18 protein-coding genes are annotated in these 17,613 nt (G+C 43.7%); 6 read left to right on the top strand and 12 right to left on the bottom strand.

Features of this window, described 5'->3' with window-relative positions; all coding sequences use genetic code 11:
* Together RHS_RS18510 and RHS_RS18505 are read left to right on the top strand one after the other, a co-directional pair.
* On the top strand, positions 1–331 hold a 331-nt coding region (locus RHS_RS18510), incomplete at its 5' end, for an ATP-binding protein (RefSeq protein ID WP_047834016.1).
* A gap of 95 nt (positions 332–426) precedes the next feature.
* Positions 427–1,950 carry a response regulator gene (locus RHS_RS18505; RefSeq protein ID WP_047834015.1) on the top strand — a complete coding sequence of 508 codons (1,524 nt, stop codon included), beginning with the start codon at positions 427–429 and terminating at the stop codon, positions 1,948–1,950.
* Between the two features lie 74 nt (positions 1,951–2,024).
* On the opposite strand, the gene RHS_RS18500 is transcribed toward RHS_RS18505, so the two are convergent.
* The 10 genes from RHS_RS18500 to RHS_RS18460 form a co-directional block, all read right to left on the bottom strand.
* Positions 2,025–2,894: a zinc ribbon domain-containing protein gene (locus tag RHS_RS18500; protein WP_047834014.1), complete on the bottom strand. Its 870-nt coding sequence runs from the start codon at positions 2,892–2,894 to the stop codon at positions 2,025–2,027.
* Entirely contained in the window at positions 2,891–3,340 is a 450-nt protein-coding gene (locus tag RHS_RS18495) for a hypothetical protein (protein ID WP_047834013.1), read from the bottom strand. Before RHS_RS18495 ends, RHS_RS18500 begins: the two co-directional genes overlap by 4 nt.
* Complete coding sequence (locus RHS_RS18490) at positions 3,324–3,854, bottom strand: RNA polymerase sigma factor (RefSeq protein WP_047834012.1); 531 nt, start codon at positions 3,852–3,854, stop codon at positions 3,324–3,326. The genes RHS_RS18495 and RHS_RS18490 overlap by 17 nt, the downstream gene beginning before the upstream one ends.
* 251 nt (positions 3,855–4,105) lie before the next feature.
* A complete protein-coding gene (locus RHS_RS18485; protein WP_027293364.1) occupies positions 4,106–4,789 on the bottom strand; it encodes a TIGR00266 family protein in 684 nt (227 codons plus the stop codon).
* A 207-nt stretch (positions 4,790–4,996) separates the two neighbouring features.
* Positions 4,997–6,352 (bottom strand): uroporphyrinogen decarboxylase family protein, encoded by a 1,356-nt coding sequence (locus tag RHS_RS18480; RefSeq protein WP_047834011.1) that lies wholly within the window; start codon positions 6,350–6,352, stop codon positions 4,997–4,999.
* A 200-nt stretch (positions 6,353–6,552) separates the two neighbouring features.
* Complete coding sequence (locus RHS_RS18475) at positions 6,553–7,584, bottom strand: lipoate--protein ligase (RefSeq protein ID WP_395022924.1); 1,032 nt, start codon at positions 7,582–7,584, stop codon at positions 6,553–6,555.
* Positions 7,577–8,542 carry a CobW family GTP-binding protein gene (locus tag RHS_RS18470; RefSeq protein WP_395022922.1) on the bottom strand — a complete coding sequence of 322 codons (966 nt, stop codon included), beginning with the start codon at positions 8,540–8,542 and terminating at the stop codon, positions 7,577–7,579. Before RHS_RS18470 ends, RHS_RS18475 begins: the two co-directional genes overlap by 8 nt.
* Positions 8,539–8,844, bottom strand: coding sequence for a biotin/lipoyl-containing protein (locus RHS_RS18465; protein WP_395018959.1), 306 nt, complete (start codon positions 8,842–8,844; stop codon positions 8,539–8,541). The genes RHS_RS18470 and RHS_RS18465 overlap by 4 nt, the downstream gene beginning before the upstream one ends.
* Positions 8,845–8,865: 21 nt before the next feature.
* Complete coding sequence (locus RHS_RS31340) at positions 8,866–9,006, bottom strand: DUF6783 domain-containing protein (RefSeq protein ID WP_395022920.1); 141 nt, start codon at positions 9,004–9,006, stop codon at positions 8,866–8,868.
* Positions 8,999–9,601, bottom strand: coding sequence for a DUF5714 domain-containing protein (locus RHS_RS18460; RefSeq protein WP_052377740.1), 603 nt, complete (start codon positions 9,599–9,601; stop codon positions 8,999–9,001). The genes RHS_RS31340 and RHS_RS18460 overlap by 8 nt, the downstream gene beginning before the upstream one ends.
* Before the next feature lie 281 nt (positions 9,602–9,882).
* On the opposite strand from RHS_RS18460, the gene RHS_RS18455 reads away from it, so the two are divergent.
* The 4 genes from RHS_RS18455 (at position 9,883) to RHS_RS18440 (ending at position 15,728) form a co-directional block, all read left to right on the top strand.
* Complete coding sequence (locus RHS_RS18455; protein ID WP_395018956.1) at positions 9,883–11,889, top strand: hydantoinase/oxoprolinase family protein; 2,007 nt, start codon at positions 9,883–9,885, stop codon at positions 11,887–11,889.
* Between the two features lie 241 nt (positions 11,890–12,130).
* Positions 12,131–13,168 carry a uroporphyrinogen decarboxylase family protein gene (locus RHS_RS18450; protein WP_047834010.1) on the top strand — a complete coding sequence of 346 codons (1,038 nt, stop codon included), beginning with the start codon at positions 12,131–12,133 and terminating at the stop codon, positions 13,166–13,168.
* Positions 13,143–14,096 carry a GTP-binding protein gene (locus tag RHS_RS18445; RefSeq protein ID WP_395022916.1) on the top strand — a complete coding sequence of 318 codons (954 nt, stop codon included), beginning with the start codon at positions 13,143–13,145 and terminating at the stop codon, positions 14,094–14,096. Before RHS_RS18450 ends, RHS_RS18445 begins: the two co-directional genes overlap by 26 nt.
* A 228-nt stretch (positions 14,097–14,324) precedes the next feature.
* Entirely contained in the window at positions 14,325–15,728 is a 1,404-nt protein-coding gene (locus RHS_RS18440; RefSeq protein ID WP_047834018.1) for an MATE family efflux transporter, read from the top strand.
* Positions 15,729–15,859: 131 nt separating this feature from the next.
* On the opposite strand, the gene RHS_RS18435 is transcribed toward RHS_RS18440, so the two are convergent.
* Entirely contained in the window at positions 15,860–16,396 is a 537-nt protein-coding gene (locus RHS_RS18435) for a DUF2284 domain-containing protein (protein WP_027293354.1), read from the bottom strand.
* Positions 16,397–16,530: 134 nt separating this feature from the next.
* Positions 16,531–17,601: a hypothetical protein gene (locus RHS_RS18430; RefSeq protein ID WP_047834008.1), complete on the bottom strand. Its 1,071-nt coding sequence runs from the start codon at positions 17,599–17,601 to the stop codon at positions 16,531–16,533.
* Positions 17,602–17,613: the final 12 nt, after the last annotated feature.

Below are 17,613 nucleotides of genomic sequence, written 5' to 3'. Positions count from 1 at the left end.
TTGCATACAGCCTCTGGTGGAAAACGCAATCGTACATGGGCTGGAGCCAAAGAAAGGGAATGGAAAGTTATCCATCAATATTATTGAAACAAAACGGTATATGGAAATATCCATCAATGATAATGGCATTGGATTTGAAACCATTCCTGATATACGGCAGATTGCTTCCAAGAACGATGGATCCCATACCCATGTGGGGCTTAAAAATCTGGATAAACGCCTGGAGCTCTTATATGGGGAAGAGTCGAGATTACATATTCTGAGTACGCCAAATGTATGTACTTCCATATCTTTTCGCATTCCAATTCATACGGATATACCGGAATTATAATGCCAGGCTTTAACAGAAATTGCTTAGATTCAGAAATATTTTAACTGCCAGAACGCTGCATAGTTATATCTGACAGTAAAAAAGGAGATGAAGTTATGATATTTCAACTATTAATTGTGGATGATGAATCCACCATGAGAAAAGGCATTTCTAATTTTATGAACTGGGAATCCATAGGATGTGAAGTTGCAGGAACTGCCAGTGACGGAATAGAAGCCATAGATTTTATCAAAAAAAATCACGTGGATATTGTGATAACCGACATTCGAATGCCGGTCTCAGACGGGCTAGAGGTAGCAAAATATGTATACGAAAATATGCCTGATGTACAGGTCATCCTGTTGACTGGCTTTGCAGACTTTGAATATGCCCAAAGGGCAATCCATTACAATGTCTCTGCATTTATCCTGAAACCCACCAATAAAAAGGATCTATTTGAAGCAGTCCAGTCGGCACAGAAAAAAATGCTCACATCCAAAAAAAATAATTCTGCTGCAGAGGAAGATCTGACTTTTTTAAAGGAACAATTGCTTCAGGAACTGACCGTGTCTCTCCTGACTCCTTCACTGGAACAGAGAATTGATCAGTATGGAATATGTCTGGAACAATACTATATTGCAGCTTTTCAGATTACCCCTCCAAATCCTGATATCTCCTCCTTTAAAAAACTAATCTTATCTGAACGTGCCTATTGCTTCCGCTACAACCACCTGGTTATCGTTGTCTACTACCAGGCAAAGAGCGGCAATCAGGTTCCCGGATGGATTCTGGATAATTGTTCCGAAATAGCTGCCATCACCCATACCTTGGATTCCAGCCAGGCTGCCATTGGCATCAGCCGCAGTCATGATACTGCCGCAGAATTCAGTACTGCCGTATCGGAAGCGATCTACGCACTCTCTCTGGCATTCTATACAGAAAACAATATTGCACGTTTTACCCAGTCGGCAAGTCCTGATGATTACGACATTAACGCTGAGAATTCTATGGATCTGCTCCAGCTGGAAAACACCCTGAATCAGTTTAGCTTTGATGAATCCCGCAACATTATTCACAACCTTTTTACAAAGTTCAAGCGAAACCTGGTGAAATCCAGAGATGCCAAGAATATCTGCTCCCAGATTTATTACATCTGTTCCAGAGTATCCCTAAAAAGGGGCATTACGCCCTGCGGAGCGGAATACCTGACGGGAATATATAATTCCAACGATATTTTTACCCTGGAAACTTCCATGCAGGAAATGCTGGATACTACCATAAGCCACTTAACAGGAAGCGGAACTTCTCAGAATAAGATTGTGGAAGATACCATCAAGTACATCCACAGCCATTTATCAGAATCCCTGTCTTTAGAAACGATAGCGGAAAACTTACATATATCTCCTTCCCATTTAAGCAGAACATTTCGAAAGTCATACAGTGAACCGCTTACGGAATATATCAACAAAACAAGAATTGAAAAGGCAAAAGAATACCTGATCAATCCGGGTACCCTCTCATATGAGGTTGCCGGACTGGTAGGCTATAATGATCCCACCTATTTTTCATCTATCTTCAAAAAATATACCGGGACAAGCCCCACAGAATTTAAACATCAGTACCGTTATAAACGAAACTGATGTTGATTTACCCCGGAAACGGCAGGCACAGCAAGCTGTACAGACTATTTCCGGGGCAGTTTACCTATCCCGGTTCAGCTGTCGCCGGGATTTTCCATCTCAATCTTTGACTTCACATTTTTAGCCCCGTTAATCTCCAGCACAACCTGGATCTTTCCCGCCTGATACTCTGTAAGCGGATATACAAGGGGCTCCTTTAAATTACTCACATCAATTATTTCTTCTTTCTCATCCTGGATAATATGCATGAGCAGCTGACCCTCTTCACAGCTGATCTGGGCGTGCAGCACCGCCTGATTGTCATCAATCCGGAATTTTGCACTTTTGCGGAATCCCTCCGATGCATATTTAAAGCTTAAGTTCCAGTCATCACCCCATTTATTTTCAATGGATGCCATGATAATTCCAGTATTCCAGGTGTTTTTATCCAGGAAATCATCTGTGGTGAATGCAAGGACGACAAAGGAAATAAAACATCCAATCATCAGGATTCCTGACAGAATAGCCGCTATAATAAATCCAAATCCTTTACTTGATTTCTGCACTGCCATTTCCTCCTGACGTCCCGGGTTCTCTTCCCCGCAGTTTTCACAATATCTGGCTGACGCCTTGATCCGATATCCGCAATACCTGCACAAAACCCTGTTTTCCCCTCTTGTAATCATGTAGATAATTATTCCTAATATGGGAGTTGCAATGAACACGATGATCATCCAAAGCACTCCATTCTCTCCTCTTTTTGCACAATCCCGGTAGATCCAGATACAGATGCACACATAGACCAGAAGTGCACATAGAAGCCCTATAATCAGAAGGCCTGCTGCAAGTAAACTAATGCCTCCTATCCCTTCTTTCATTCCCCATGCTGCCGCCCGTATCACAATTGCTGCAAATAAAACCACAATCCCAATGATCATATACTTTTTCTTTTTATCAGAAGTCATGCCTTGTTCCCTCCTTTTTCAAATACCAGAACCATCTTTTCTTTTAAATCAGAAAACCACATACCTGCAGCTGTAAGCGCCACTCCTGCTATTGCCATGTAGATGCAGATACTCATAACCAGCTTTGCCAGTAACACGCTTGGAATCAGATAGTACCCCAGAAAAGCCAGAATGCCAAATAGCAGTCCATTTAATAACATGGGAAGATACCACAGTGATATGGTTCTGGCACCGGAAGACTCTTTTAGATATGCTTCTTTTTCCCTGATCTGCCTCATCAGGATTTTATTGAGATTCTCTTCCGGTGTTTCATAAGAAGCCATGGCATTTTTAATCCCTTGTCCCAAAGGGTCATCTAACTGCGGCTCTTGATTATCCCGGATTTCATATTCCTGGCTATTATCCTGGCTACGATTATCCTGGCTATTATTATCCTTCATATTCATATCCCTGTTCCTCCAATCTTTTCTTAATGATACTGCGGGCTTTATGCAGCCTGCTCTTTATAGTACCGACGGGTTTTTTCATAATCTTACTGATCTCCTCCAGTGAAACATCACAGGTATAATAGAGAATAACCGGTATCCGGAATTTCTCCGGCAGCTCCTCCATGATCCTTCTCAGCACTCCATCTCTGATTCGTGCCAGTACTTCACTTTCCAGATCAACCTGGCCAGCCGCCAGATTTTCATTGTCATCATCAAGGGAAACACTTGGTGCAATCCGGCTGTGCCTTGCCATTTTACGGACCTCATTCATCCACAGTCCATTTGTAACAGAAAACAAAAATGCTTTCGGATTTCCATCCCGGTTCAATTCCATGGAAAGTTCCAGAACCTTTAAAAAAGTCTTTTGATATAAATCCTCCGCATCTGACCTGTTTGTGCATAGTCTGGAACAAAACCGGTATATATCCGTTCCATATTGTTCAATTAAAACCTCTACCTGATCTGCAAGCACATCCACACCTCCTTTTTACCCTGCTATTATATAATCGTCACAACTCTTTTAGAGGTTCATTTATTTTCATAAATATTTTCATAAATTCAGCCCCGGATATCCTGCTGTTCCAAAACTCCCTTGGAACAGCGGAAAAACCGGGGCTTTCATCTGCAATAACATAACTGCTGCTTTGTCTCTGTATTATCTGTATTATCTGTATCATCTGTATTATCTTTATTCTCTGTATTCTCTGTATCTTCCTGTCAGCTTCAGCTGCTCTGGTTCGGGATATAAGTTCGTATCCTGCCCACGAATTCCGAAAAATTCTGTGTCTGCAGCACGACTCTTCCAGGTCCTGTGAGCCTTGTAATAAACAGGCCTTCCCCACCCAGGAAAATATTCATACCCCCGCGCATCATTTCCACCTCATACCGCACTGTGTTCTCAAATGCCACTAAATTGCCGGTATCAACCTTAAGAACTTCGCCTGGTGCCAGCACCTTTTCCACCTTATTACCGTCCACTTCTAAAAATGCCATGCCATTTCCGGACATTTCCTGCAGGATAAATCCTTCGCCGCCAAAGAAACCGGCTGACATTTTTTTCGTAAAGACAGCTTTGACATCCACCACGTTCTGTGCGCACAAAAATGCACCCTTTTGGCAGATCAGGCTTCCATATGTACTTAAATCCACAGGCAGGATTTCTCCCGGAACCGTAGCCGAGAACCCTATGGTGACGCCATCCTGCATGGCAGAATAAGTGGTCATAAAAAAGGACTCCCCGGAAAACATCCGTCCCAATCCTTTCATAATCCCTCCACGGGCATTTGTAGACATCTCAATTCCTTCGCTCATCCAGGACATGCCGCCTGACTGGGTATAAATTGCTTCTCCCTGTCTGAGGCGCATTTCAACTGCCGGCATAACCTCTCCTATCAATCTGTATTCCATACCTTTGACCTCCTTATATAATATAAAATTGCAGTTATCTTCTCTATCTTCTCTTTCCCAACCAGTTTACCATGTCCGGAAATAAATTTCCATAAAAATAAGAGCTCCTCCCCAGATTCATTCGGGGGAGCAGCTCTCACTTATCTTCTACTCAGAGCGTGTTATCAAACTGTTTTTTGACAGCTTTACGCCACACTTTATGGAATATTAACAGCTTTTTTTATCCACTGCTGCCTGGAAGCATGCGGTCAGCTCCGCATTATCCGGCAGAATACTCTCGTATTTCACTTCGCCGTCCACGCAGATCGTCGGTACATTCTTAGCACCTAATTTCATCATACAGGCAACGCCCTCTTTTTCTTTGATCTTATGCTCGATAATCTTTACTTTATCACCAAGTGGTGCAGCTGCAGTATAAACTGCTTCCATATTGTACTGACATGCAGCACAGGATTCGGAATCCAGAGTAATACAGTCTATAATAACCTGTTTTTCACTTGCATAATCCGGTAATTCATAGTCTATGCCAGCCATAACGTCTTCGCCTTCAAAAATCTCTTCAATATTGCCGTGCACAGTGCTGGTAACAGCCTGAACGTTGGCAACCGGGGTTGCATAAGGCATATCACAGCCAGGAGCCAGAATGTATCCTTTTTTGCCACCGATATTCATACAGTTTGTAGCATCCCGCACGTTGTCATAAGGAGTACCAAACAGCATGGTCAGCGTCAGCTTGATATTTCCTCCAACTGATACATTGTATGGTTTACAGGTTTCCACTACGTACTCCAACGGAATATTCTCGTCAATGGAGATGTTGTCGCAATGGGTCTGGCACATCGCTTCAATATTACGTTTTGCATTTCCGCATACGAAGAAGGAGCCTAATTTTCCTCTTTCACGGATATAATCAAATACAGGAGTTACATAAGGCGTTACAAATTCTTCGAAGTTATCCGGAGAAATCTGGGATGTCATAGGATCTACGATTGCCACGATATCCACACCTGCATCAATATACATTTTAGCAGTATTGATTGCTACCTTCTGGCAGAATTCCATCAATTCTTCCACTTCTTCCGGTTCATCTAACATATCATAAAAGATGTCGGTTCCTTTTAAATGAAGTGCCAGGGTAAACGGACCTGTGATTAATCCGTAAACTGCACATTTATCACCAATTGCTTCCACAATACGTCTTGTGGCATCCATCGCTATAGGGAAACGTCCGTCTTCCTCTGTAGGAATCTTCAAATCTTCCAAGGTCTTACCCTGCTCTAAGATATGGCTGGATACTGCCGGCGGGTTATCTTTTGCATAAGTCAGGTTACATCCCATTGCTTCTGCCTCCAGCTGAAGGTCAAATAACGCGGGAATTCCGTCCGGCTGATACAATTCTACTGCTTTTAATACACCATTTACGATATGGTCTGCGCTTTTAAAAAACTCCTCACAATTTACATCTATCAGACTTGCTGCATGGCATCCTACAAAAGGAACCCAGGGTATACGGTCAACTTCTTCGCACTTCATCGCACGAAATACTAATTCTCTTGAATTCATTCTATTAATTCTCCTTTTTGTAATTTATTGTCTACTGCTCCATTATACCGTCTGTCAGAATGTATTTAAAAATACCTTCTGACAGTTGTGCGCTTCATACGCTCTGATGCCGCCTGCGGATTAACGGCATCAACCATACACTCATTATATCAGCATGTCAAAATATTTTTTGAAATAATCATAGTAATTTGGTAATTATTTTAGTAAAAACACTCCATCAGTTCTTCTTTTGTAATATTGCCAAAATACTTTACAAGAGGTGTGTGGTCCAAAATTCCTTCCACCGCCTCCCGTCTGTATTCCAAACCCCTTAGCTGATCTTCAAGATCAGAGGCCGGACAGAGTGCAAGGAAATCACCGCTGATTTTACATTCGGTAATCCTGCCCTTCTTTATCAGCATCTCCACCGTCACTTTTCCATTTGTAAACCGCTTTTCTTTTCTGTGGTTAAACATAGGGGACCTGCCGTAATTCCAATCCCTGGAGACATATTTATGAAGTGCCAGTTCTTCCGCAGCGGCAATGATCTCCGGTGTAATTGTTACCCTTGTGATCCCTCCTGCTTCCTTTTCAAAATATGTGCGCAGGTAATCCCGAAATTCCAGTACACTCATCCTTGGATCATTCAGGTAGTCCCTTATATTTCCAATCCTGCTTCTCACCGACTTCACACCTTTTGAAGATAACTTGTCCTGACTGACCTTTAAGAGTTCCCCTGCCATGGCAAGATCTGCATCAAATAAAAGCGTACCATGATGAAGTATCCGGTTTCGATGCTGAGCCTGGGCATTGCCGGATATCTTTTTCCCATCTGCGGTAATATCGTTTCTGCCGCTTTTCACAGCCGGAATTCCCAATGCCTGTAGTGCATGAATGACTGGGTTCAGAAATCTCTCATAGGATATATCCACTTCCTCATTCGCAGTGGTAATGAATGAAAAGTTCAGATTCCCCAGATCGTGGAAGACGGCTCCGCCTCCGGTATTTCTGCGCACTACTTTTGTGCCGTGCTTCTCTACTGCTTCTTCATTTATTTCTTCCAGAGTATTCTGATGCTTGCCAATGATGATACTGTTTTCATTCTGCCATAACATCAGAATGTCAGCATCCGGATCCCCTGCTAAGTTTTGATAAAACAAATACTCTTCCAACGCCAGATTTTTATAGGGGTCCGTAAATGGACTTTCCACATACAACATCCCATTTCCTAACTGCCTGGTATCATTATTCATATATCTCACACGCTTCCATACAGGTTAATTTCCAGGTATCTTCCAGTCTCTCTTCAAATTCCTCCGGTCCATTGCCGATGACTACCAGTTTTGTATGCGTGATCACATCCCTTTTACCGGCTTTAAAAGGTTTTATGTCCAGATAATCCCCTACGGAATCTACCTGGATCCATCCCTCCTGCGTATCTGCAATTCCTTTTATCCGCAATGCCAGGGGCTGCATTTTCTTCACGAACTGCTCTAAAGCTGTCTTATTTACTTGTGTCCCGCATTCCAGGGAGTAAGTAGCCGGCCGGTTCCATGGCTGATTACTGGTCTCACCCACATATCCGTTATCAATCAGTTTTTCATCCAGTAACCCCAGCGGGACCTGTGCAAACATCGTTTCATACAAGTATGCTTCCGGATTTAATTCATGGATTTTTTCTTTTATTTTTTCAATGGTCACCTGGTTCACCAGGTCCACTTTATTAATCACAATAAAATTACTGGTTGCAATCTGGTTCTGCACCGGTGCCAATACCTGCACATGCCTAAGAAACGTAACACTGTCCGTAATGCACACTGCTCCACGGTACTGATAGGGGCGGAATTTAGAATCTTCATTGGAACGGCTCACCATACTTTCCATCTCCTGCAACAGTAAATGCATATTAGAAGGATCCGCCATTCCTGAATTCTCAATGAGCAGGATATCAATTTCTTCCTTAGAAAACCCAATGAGCGTCTTTACAAATCCCCCTTTTAAGCAGGCACAGAAAATAGAGCCGTTGTTGATCTCTACTAATTGAATGCCCTCTTTTTCTACCAGCATGCCATCAATTCCAAGGCTGCCAAATTCATTAATAATGACTCCAATCTTCTTATCCGGCAATGCCTGCAGGAGTTTCTGCAAAAAGGTTGTCTTGCCCGCCCCCAGAAATCCTGATATCAGATATAAATCAATCTCTTTTTTCATTCCTGCTCCTTTCCATCCTCGATGTAACCCAGTATCTCCTGGTATGCAAACTCTTCTTCATCTTCGATACAAATCTCACACAGGATACCGCTGCAGGGTGCCGTAAATTCCAACGCCTTTTTTTCTACTTCTCCCTCGCATACAGTCTCCCCTTCTTCAACTGCTTCCCCTACCTCTTTCAGCCAGGTCAGCGTACCCGTTTTAAAAGTCAGGTTCACCGGGCGGTCCTGACACGGACATGGGTGCACCGGATCCTTTTTTGGCATTGCCTTTTTCGGTACGGTTATTTCAATTCTTGACATAATATCCTCCTGGAACGTGTATTAAAATTGATTGATAACAACTGCGCCACACTTTGTTAGAGATAAGTACCAAATGAAGAGCACACAGCGGGCTATGTAACCTGAATTTGGTGCTAATATACCGCGAAGCGGGGTGTGCAGATTGCTGGAATGCCTACTCAAAATATGGACAGGCTTTTCCCTTACACTCTTTATTGTTTTTATAGTATTTGCAGGTAACCTTTTCCGGCTTTTCAAGTTCAATCCCAAGGTACTCCCGGATACTTTCCGCCGCACTTTCTAAAGCAAGGTAAGTATTCCGCTTGCAGCATCTGGGTCCGTCCACACCGGAGATAGCAAGAAGAGCCTTGCCTACTCCATGGTTGGTCCATGCCCAGGTTCCCTTAGACAGTGGTGTTGTCTGGGTATAAATGCTCAGGAAGATTCCCACTCCCACTGCAGCACCGCAGGAGCCATAGAGTCCGCAAAACCCGCCAAGTACATTTTTAGCTCTGGACAGCGCTTCCCTTAAATCCTCTTTAAGAATCTCTGTCTCATCCCCTTCTTCCTTATGGCAGGCGGTTAAAAGCACCCCTGGCATGAGATAGTGGTGGGGCGGGCAGTGCATGGGAAGTCCATCAAGATCCATCAGTTCTTCCGCCAGCTCCCAGATTGTCTTGTTTTCATCTGATTCATAATATGTAATTAGTTTCTCAGTCATCTTATCATAATAAATATCTAATTCACTGTAATTTCCCATATACTTTACCCTTTGCATATAGCACGCATCCTGCTATCCTGCCCTTTCTGTATTTATTATAAACTCACTGTCCGGATTAAAAAAGTAAAAAACCTGGATTATTGGGAAATTTTTTAGATTCATAGAAATTTTACTAAAAATCCAAAATTATGAAAATATCCCTGCTGCCGGAAACGCTATAATATATGTAGAAACAGCAGATTCCGTTTAGGATCAGGTTCATACATCCTGACAAACTTAACCCTGCTTACTGATACAGGAATGAATTTTAAACACGCTCATGAATGGAGGAGATTATCATGATTGGAATTGGCATTGACACAGGGGGCACTTATACAGATGCTGTCATCTATGATTTGGAGAACAAACAGATATTAGAAAGCGCAAAATCCCTGACGACAAAAAGCCGCCTGGAAACAGGCATTACAAATGTACTGGAAAAGTTATCACAGACAGCTCTTCAGTCTGCATCGTTTATGGCACTGTCTACAACCCTTGCCACAAATGCCTGCGTGGAAGGCAAAGGCGGACGGGCTAAGCTGGTATTTATCGGGGTGAATCCCGGAACGGTAGATGAGACTTATCTCTCTTACGGGCTGCCTCCCTCCCGGGAAATATATTTTATGGATGGTGATCCGGCTGATGCACTGCGCCCTGAGATAAAGCCGGACTGGATCAAATTCCGCCAGGATGTCCGCACCTGTTTTACCGATTGTGACAGCATAGCCGTGGTACAGATTCATCCCAAAGACAACGGTGCTGCTTATGAAAAAACGGCTCTTCAGATTATTACGGAGGAACTGGATGTCCCATGTATTACAGGTTACGAACTGTTCCATGACCTTAACGTCCTGCGCCGGGGTGCCAGTGCCCTTTTAAACGCCCGCCTGATGCCGGTAATGAAGGAATTTTTCAAGGCAATCAAAGTTTCACTTGAAAACCTGGGACTGTCTCTTCCAATCGTAATTGTTAGAAGCGACGGTTCCCTCATGTCCCAGGGATTTGCCTCCACAAGGCCGGTGGAAACGCTGTTATGCGGTCCGGCTGCCAGCGTAATGGGCGGCGTGGAACTCGCAGATGAAGAAAATGCCCTGATCGTGGATATGGGCGGTACGACTTCTGATATCGCCATTGTGAAAAACCATACCCCCGTTACCGTCCGGGAAGGAATCCAGATCGGGATCTATAAAACCTTTGTGAAGGGCCTGTATGTAGATACTTTCGGTCTGGGCGGCGACAGTGCCATCCGCTATGAAAACGGCAGGCTCTATCTGGATACGGAACGGGTTATCCCCCTTTGTACCCTTTCTTCCCAGTTCCCCGGCGTGCTGGCACAGCTGGAAGAATTAAATCAGACGGGCAAGCCCCACAGCCATTTCCTCCACGAGTTCTTTGTATTAATGAAAGAACCCAGGAACAAAAGCAGCTACACACAGGTAGAACTGGACTTTTGCTCTGCTCTGTCAGATGGTCCCCTGATTTTTACAAAAGCGGCCGCAGCCATTCATAAGGATACTTATAACTTCAGTATGAAACGGCTGGAACAGGAAGGAATTGTCATGCGTTCCGGTCTTACGCCAACTGATATTATGCATATCCGAAAGGACTACACGCCCTTTGACCGGAAGGCTTCCGTGCTGGGCGCAGAGTTCATAGCCCGCTCCGTGGAGATTACAGCGGACCGTCTGACCGATAAAGTCTACCATCTGGTAAAAAAGAAACTTTACTGCAACCTTGTACGCATCCTGCTAAGCGACCATAATTCCACAAAGCATAAACACCTGAACCCGGATATGCTGAACAGCCTGATTGAAGAAAGCTACGAAGATGCCGTAACCCATGAAACGTCCAGTTTCTTTTCCACACAGTTTCAGACCCATGCTACGCTGATTGGCGTTGGTGCCCCGATCCACATCTTCTTAGAGGACGTGGCAAAACTGCTGGGCACAAAAGCCGTCATTCCCAGAAATGCAGCCGTAGCAAATGCACTGGGTGCCGTGGTAGGTAATGTATCTGCATCTTACGATGTAGAGATCAAACCACTTTACGACTCATCCGATTTGACCGGTTACCAGGTCTTCACGCGAAGCGGATGCCTGAGCTTTAAAGATTACGATGCCGCCAGGGAAACAGCCATTGAAGAAGCACTGGATGGCGCCAGGTCAGAAGCTTACCAGAGAGGGGCTGTAGGAGAAATCACAACATCTTACGAAAGCAGCATTTCTGAGGCTGCAATTGGGGAAAACAACTTATTCCTGGGTGAAATGATTGTGGGCCATGCCATAGGCAGAATTATTTCCCTATAACCTTTCAATGATTGTATTTAGTAATTTTTTTCGATAATCCAAAGTTATACCCTTTATAGTATATTATCATTTCAGTATGAATTCCATATTTTTTACAAATTTTCTATGTTTTTTTCTAAAATTTTGTTTTGAAATATTCTATACTTTGCTCATGAAAATGAAACGGCGAGTACTGTTACCAGCGTAATCACAGCTGGATAGAGCACCTGAACCGGAACAAATAGAAAGCGGGGTATTTATTATGAATTCTATGGAACGTGTAGTCACTGCATTGCAGCACAAAGAACCAGACCGGGTACCGGTTTATCCCATCATCAGCGGAGCTTCCAGAAGGCTGATCGGTGCATCTTATAAGGACTGGTCCAACGATGCTGATATCTGTGCGGAAGCATTGTTAAAAGCAAAGGAAGAATTTGACCTGGATTGTATCGTAACACTCATTGACCTCTCCATTGAATGTGATGCATGGGGACAGGAACTGGTCTATCCGGAGGACGAAGCGGCACATCCTAATTACAACAACTGTGTCGTTCAGGAAATCGAGGACTATGCCAAGATAAAAAAAGTGGATTACCGTACATCAAAACGTATGATGATGCACATTGATACCTGTAAGAAACTGGTAGAAGCTGCTAACGGCGAATACCCGGTGGTCGCTTTTGTCTTCGGTCCACTGGGAACGCTTTCCATGCTCCGTAACCAGCAGGATATGTATATGGATCTCTATGACGATCCGGATGCCGTACATGATGCTGCGAGGGAAGTAAACGAAACCCTGAAGGATTACTGCAACGCACTCATGGACACCGGAGTCAACGGTATTATGTTCGACACGCTGTTCTCATCCGGGGCAATTATGAGTAAAACCATGTGGATGGAAATGGAAGGGGATCTTGTAAAAGAACTGGCTGATGTGGTTCATGCCAGAGAATGTCTGGTAATGATTCACAACTGCGGACAGAAAATATATTTTGACGCTCAGATAGAAACAATGAATCCCACGGCAATCTCCTTTCTTTATCCGCCGGATGACTGTGCAGATTTTCAGGAATGCAAAGCTAAATACGGTGATAAGGTTACCCTGATCGGCTGCGTTACTCCTGCAAGTGCGGTTATCGGAACCGACGAGGAGTGGGATCTGGAATGTAAAAACAACATTGATGCCATGGCAAAAGGCGGCGGCTTTATGTTGGCCACCGGCTGTGAATACCCCGCAAATGCCTCATTTGACCGGGCAAGGCGCATGGTAGATATTGCAAAAACTTATGGCCGTTATTGATCTGATCACCGGATTTTTAGGCGCGGGTAAAACTACATTTATTAAATACTATGCCGATTACCTGATCCGCATCGGGGAATCTGTGACAATTATAGAAAACGAATTTGGTGCTGCCGGGGTAGATACCGCTTTTCTCCAGGGCCGGGGTTTAAAAATCAATCAGCTTACAGGTGGCTGTATCTGCTGTTCCCAGAAAGTCAATTTTCATGATATGCTACTGGAACTGTCCCATCAAGGCTGCTCCCATATTATTGTGGAACCCTCTGGCATATATAATATGGACGAATTTTTTGATATTGTGAACAGCCCTGCCGTCCGGTCCTGCTGCAAAGTGGGAAGCATTCTGACCATTGCTGATCCGCATCCTCTGACTGACCTGTCGGAGGAAGCAATGTATATTATGTATTCCCAGCTGTTGAATACCGGAAAGGTAATTTTAAGTAAAACGGGGAATGTAACTCCCGAAGAGATCTTATCTTCTATTGCAGATTTAAATGATCTCATGAAGCATTACAAAAGTGACCGGATATTTGGAACGGACGTCTGTATCAAAAACTGGTCTGATTTTACGGATGATGATTTTGAAAGTTTTCGAAACGTCGGCTGTCAGGCTCACTGGCACGAAGAGAAACGCTTTGACCACAGCCGCCTCTATTCCAGCACTACCCTTGCCGATTTCTGTCAGAATGAGGCAGACCTCCTTCATGCATTGAAACAGATTATAAGTGGGCGCTGTGGCTATATACTCCGCATAAAAGGCTATATTCCCACTCTGGACGGCAATTGTTACGAAGTGAATTGTTCCGCAAACGAATTACTCGTCACTTCCTGCCGTCCCCGCGATGCATTGCTGAATATAATTGGAAAAGACATCAACCGTAAAAAAATAAAGGAATATTTTGTCGGAACGCCAAAAGTATCATCTTGACTTTTTCTAAAATAAGTTCTATACTAATTGCGCACGCAAATGGTTATTTGCGCGCGCAATTTTTATCATATAACCTATTCGGTTTAAACACTTAATCTCACATCCCGCTAATTCCAGCCTTTTATATGGTATCCAACGGTAAAAGTCCGGGAATACTATGGAGAAATTGTGTTAATCACAGCTATTCAGAGATATTATGATAAAACAAAAGAAAAAGGAGGAACCAAAATGAAGCCAGTTTCACAAGAAGCAAATAATCCCCTGGGATATCGTAAAGTATCCAGGCTCTTGACCGGATATGCCATTCCCTGTATCATTTCCATGCTGGTTACCGCACTTTATAACATAGTGGATCAGATATTTATCGGGCAGGGTGTGGGCGTTTTAGGAAACGCCGCAACAAACATTGCTTTTCCATTGTCCACTACCTGCACTGCAATTGCTCTGCTGCTAGGTATCGGCGGCGCCTCCAATTTTTCACTGGAACTGGGTGCCGGCAGGAAGGATGATGCGGCAAAGTCCGCTGGAAATGCAATCACCATGATGGCAGTATGTGGAATCGTACTATTTGTGATTGTAACAATCTTCCTGACTCCCATGCTGAAATTCTTTGGTGCCACGGATGATGTTCTTCCTTATGCCCAGACCTATACCCGGATTACCTCCATTGGATTTCCATTTCTGATTATCAACACTGCAATCAGTAAACTGATCCTGGCGGACGGCAGTCCTAAATATTCCATGACCTCCATGCTGGTTGGCGCCGTTATCAATACCATCCTGGATCCTATCTTTATCTTTGTATTCGATATGGGTATGGCTGGCGCAGCTCTTGCAACCATAATCGGACAGATCATTTCCTTTTGCATCAGCGTAAAATATGCATTCCATTTTCATCATATTACACTGACACGCAAAAGCTTTCAGCTAAAGTATAAATACTGCAGAAATATTTTTGCCCTTGGAGCCAGCGCCTGTTTTAATCAAAATGCCATGACCGTAACTCAGATTGTCATGAACAACGTGCTCTCCTATTATGGTGCAAGATCTATATATGGAAGCGAAATTCCCCTTGCCTGCGCAGGTATTATCATAAAAGTAAATATGATTTTTATGGCGCTTGTCATCGGTATCTCTCAGGGAACCCAGCCCATTGTAGGATTCAACTACGGAGCAAAAGAATACGGACGCGTCAAAGAGACTTATAAACTGGCAGTTTTCAGTGCAACGCTAATTTCTATTCTGGCATTCCTCTGCTTTCAGTTTTTCCCACGGCAGATTATTTCCATCTTTGGAAACGGAAGCGAGACCTATTTTAAATTCGCGGAACGGTATTTCAGAATCTTTTTGTTTTTGACTTTTATAAATGGCATACAGCCGGTTACTTCCAATTTCTTTACCTCCATTGGGAAATCCGTACTGGGTGTATTCATGTCCCTTACCAGACAGATTATTTTCCTGCTTCCGCTTTTTGTCATTTTTCCTATCTTCCTGGGAATCGACGGCGTAATGTATGCCGGCCCCATAGCAGATGCGGCTGCAGCGGTTGTCTGCATTTACTTCCTGATCCGGGAAATGCGTGAACTTACACGGCTTCAGAAAGGATTGGAAGAAGCAACACCAATTGCTTAAAATGAATGATTAATGAGGCACTCATTTATCTGCAGTGCCATATTATTATAAGCCCCCGAAGTATCCGATTTATCCAATACTCCGGGGGCTTATATAATCTCCTGATTCATCTTCTCAGGCATTTTCTTGATTTAAAAAAATATATTACTGAAATAAGTCACTGTATTTGCGCCGTTTATGTAATGGATCCCTGCCGCAGAGGCTTCTTTATTCACATAGATTCCAAAGCTTTCCACTGAGGGAAACATCTGATCCGGGAATCGGCACGGTGCATCCGGGTAGGTACAGGATTTGCAATTCTGGCACCCTTCCGATGACAGCATCAGGATATCATCCCTGTCTTCCAGGAAGATTTCCCTTACCTTTTTACTCACCTCTTCATGCCTTTTTTTCGCATCCATCATCCCATCCCAGTCAAAGGAATCTTCCAGATTTGAAACCGTAGAAAAAACTACCACGTTTTTGTATTTCATAGCCCGTTCCCTGCATTCCTCCACTGTTCCCACCCCCGGAGGACATGCCCAGGTCTTCCCATACTGCCCGCACTGGTTGACTGCGCACATTTCTCTCACTTCATCCGAAAATACAATCTTCTCCACAGGTACCACCGCTGCCTCGTGTACCCCCGCTTCCTTGCATTTGCTTAATACTTCTTCCAGATCTCTCATGTAAAATCCCCCATTGTCATCGTCTGTTTTACAGACTCATTATCCGGGAAAACAGCTATTTGTGTTTCCCTCTTTGTTATTCTTATTGTACCAAAGCAGCGCATAAAAGCAAGTGGATTTTTATGATTTCTCCATTAAAATACTTTTTTGCCTCTGTACTCCCCGGCTGTCTTTATCAGATAATCCGCTTCCTCAGGAGTACTGCAGTTCATGCGGTATAATACACCCTCTGGCCTTAACTGCTCCAACAGTACCGGCAGATCTTCCTTAACAATATCGATGTGGATCATCTTCCCCGCATCCTGTATCTTTTTCAGTGTTTCAATCCAGTAAGCAGCCGTAGGCTGACCAGCTCCGTATACCCATTGAATGCCATCCAGCCCCTCCAGCTCCAGCAGGCTGTCCAGCTGCCGTAATGCGCCGGGTCCATCCAGGTGGAAAATAGTATGTTTCAGGAACCCGATTTCTTCTTTTAACTCAGGAATCACGAATTGCTGATACATTTCTTCAGAAATCATTCCTCCAAAATCACAGGATGTCACATACCAGCCCTGCTGATGGTAAATTCCCATCCAGTTGGAATTCCCCTGCTGCTTTTCTTGCAGAATATCATTCAGCCTGTTATATACCTCCTTAAACCGCATACACATTTCAAAATTCAATTTCTGTACCAGCTCCGGCTCTTCAAATATGTCAAAGCACAATTCCTGTGGTCCCCGTAATGATACCAGCCCATCCAATCCCGGATGGATATCTGTAATTCCAACCAGATAATCTCCACGGCTGTCATCCAGCATCGCTTTCGTCAGTTCTACAGTCTTACGAAACCAGATATTGTCTTCCTTTATGCAGCTTACATCAATGTCCTCCAGTTTTTCAACATGGCTGGATGCCCAGCTGGTATCTTCCCCAAAAGTAATGCCGCATCCAAAGTATGCGCCAAATACATCAGGTCCCAGGTTCGGACATACCAATGGATATGCTTCTCCTGCAAAATATAAGGATTCCTGAAGTGCCCGCTCTTTTCTTACCACATATTCAGTATCCATCCACTGATCATACAGATTTTCTCTTTTTTCTGAAAATACAGATCGGTAATCATACTGCGGCGCCCGTATGTCCATTAGCGGCCTGTCATGATTTTCCTTTGCCCAATAGGCATCATAGCGTTTTTTGATCTTTTCAAAGTTATCAATGTGAATCATTTTAAGCCCCCT

It is taken from the genome of Robinsoniella sp. RHS (assembly GCF_001029355.1).
Lineage (GTDB): Bacteria > Bacillota > Clostridia > Lachnospirales > Lachnospiraceae > Robinsoniella > Robinsoniella peoriensis.
The sequence above is the reverse complement of the archived record's forward strand: the minus strand, read 5'-3'. Positions and strand labels throughout refer to the sequence as shown.

Coding starts and splice junctions, on each gene's coding strand:
- RHS_RS18505 (WP_047834015.1), top strand. CDS start 427: ATGATATTTCAACTATTAATTGTGGATGATGAATCCACCATGAGAAAA.
- RHS_RS18500 (WP_047834014.1), bottom strand. CDS start 2,894: ATGACTTCTGATAAAAAGAAAAAGTATATGATCATTGGGATTGTGGTT.
- RHS_RS18495 (WP_047834013.1), bottom strand. CDS start 3,340: ATGAATATGAAGGATAATAATAGCCAGGATAATCGTAGCCAGGATAAT.
- RHS_RS18485 (WP_027293364.1), bottom strand. CDS start 4,789: ATGGAATACAGATTGATAGGAGAGGTTATGCCGGCAGTTGAAATGCGC.
- RHS_RS18480 (WP_047834011.1), bottom strand. CDS start 6,352: ATGAATTCAAGAGAATTAGTATTTCGTGCGATGAAGTGCGAAGAAGTT.
- RHS_RS18475 (WP_395022924.1), bottom strand. CDS start 7,584: ATGAATAATGATACCAGGCAGTTAGGAAATGGGATGTTGTATGTGGAA.
- RHS_RS18470 (WP_395022922.1), bottom strand. CDS start 8,542: ATGAAAAAAGAGATTGATTTATATCTGATATCAGGATTTCTGGGGGCG.
- RHS_RS18465 (WP_395018959.1), bottom strand. CDS start 8,844: ATGTCAAGAATTGAAATAACCGTACCGAAAAAGGCAATGCCAAAAAAG.
- RHS_RS18460 (WP_052377740.1), bottom strand. CDS start 9,601: ATGCAAAGGGTAAAGTATATGGGAAATTACAGTGAATTAGATATTTAT.
- RHS_RS18455 (WP_395018956.1), top strand. CDS start 9,883: ATGATTGGAATTGGCATTGACACAGGGGGCACTTATACAGATGCTGTC.
- RHS_RS18450 (WP_047834010.1), top strand. CDS start 12,131: ATGAATTCTATGGAACGTGTAGTCACTGCATTGCAGCACAAAGAACCA.
- RHS_RS18440 (WP_047834018.1), top strand. CDS start 14,325: ATGAAGCCAGTTTCACAAGAAGCAAATAATCCCCTGGGATATCGTAAA.
- RHS_RS18435 (WP_027293354.1), bottom strand. CDS start 16,396: ATGAGAGATCTGGAAGAAGTATTAAGCAAATGCAAGGAAGCGGGGGTA.
- RHS_RS18430 (WP_047834008.1), bottom strand. CDS start 17,601: ATGATTCACATTGATAACTTTGAAAAGATCAAAAAACGCTATGATGCC.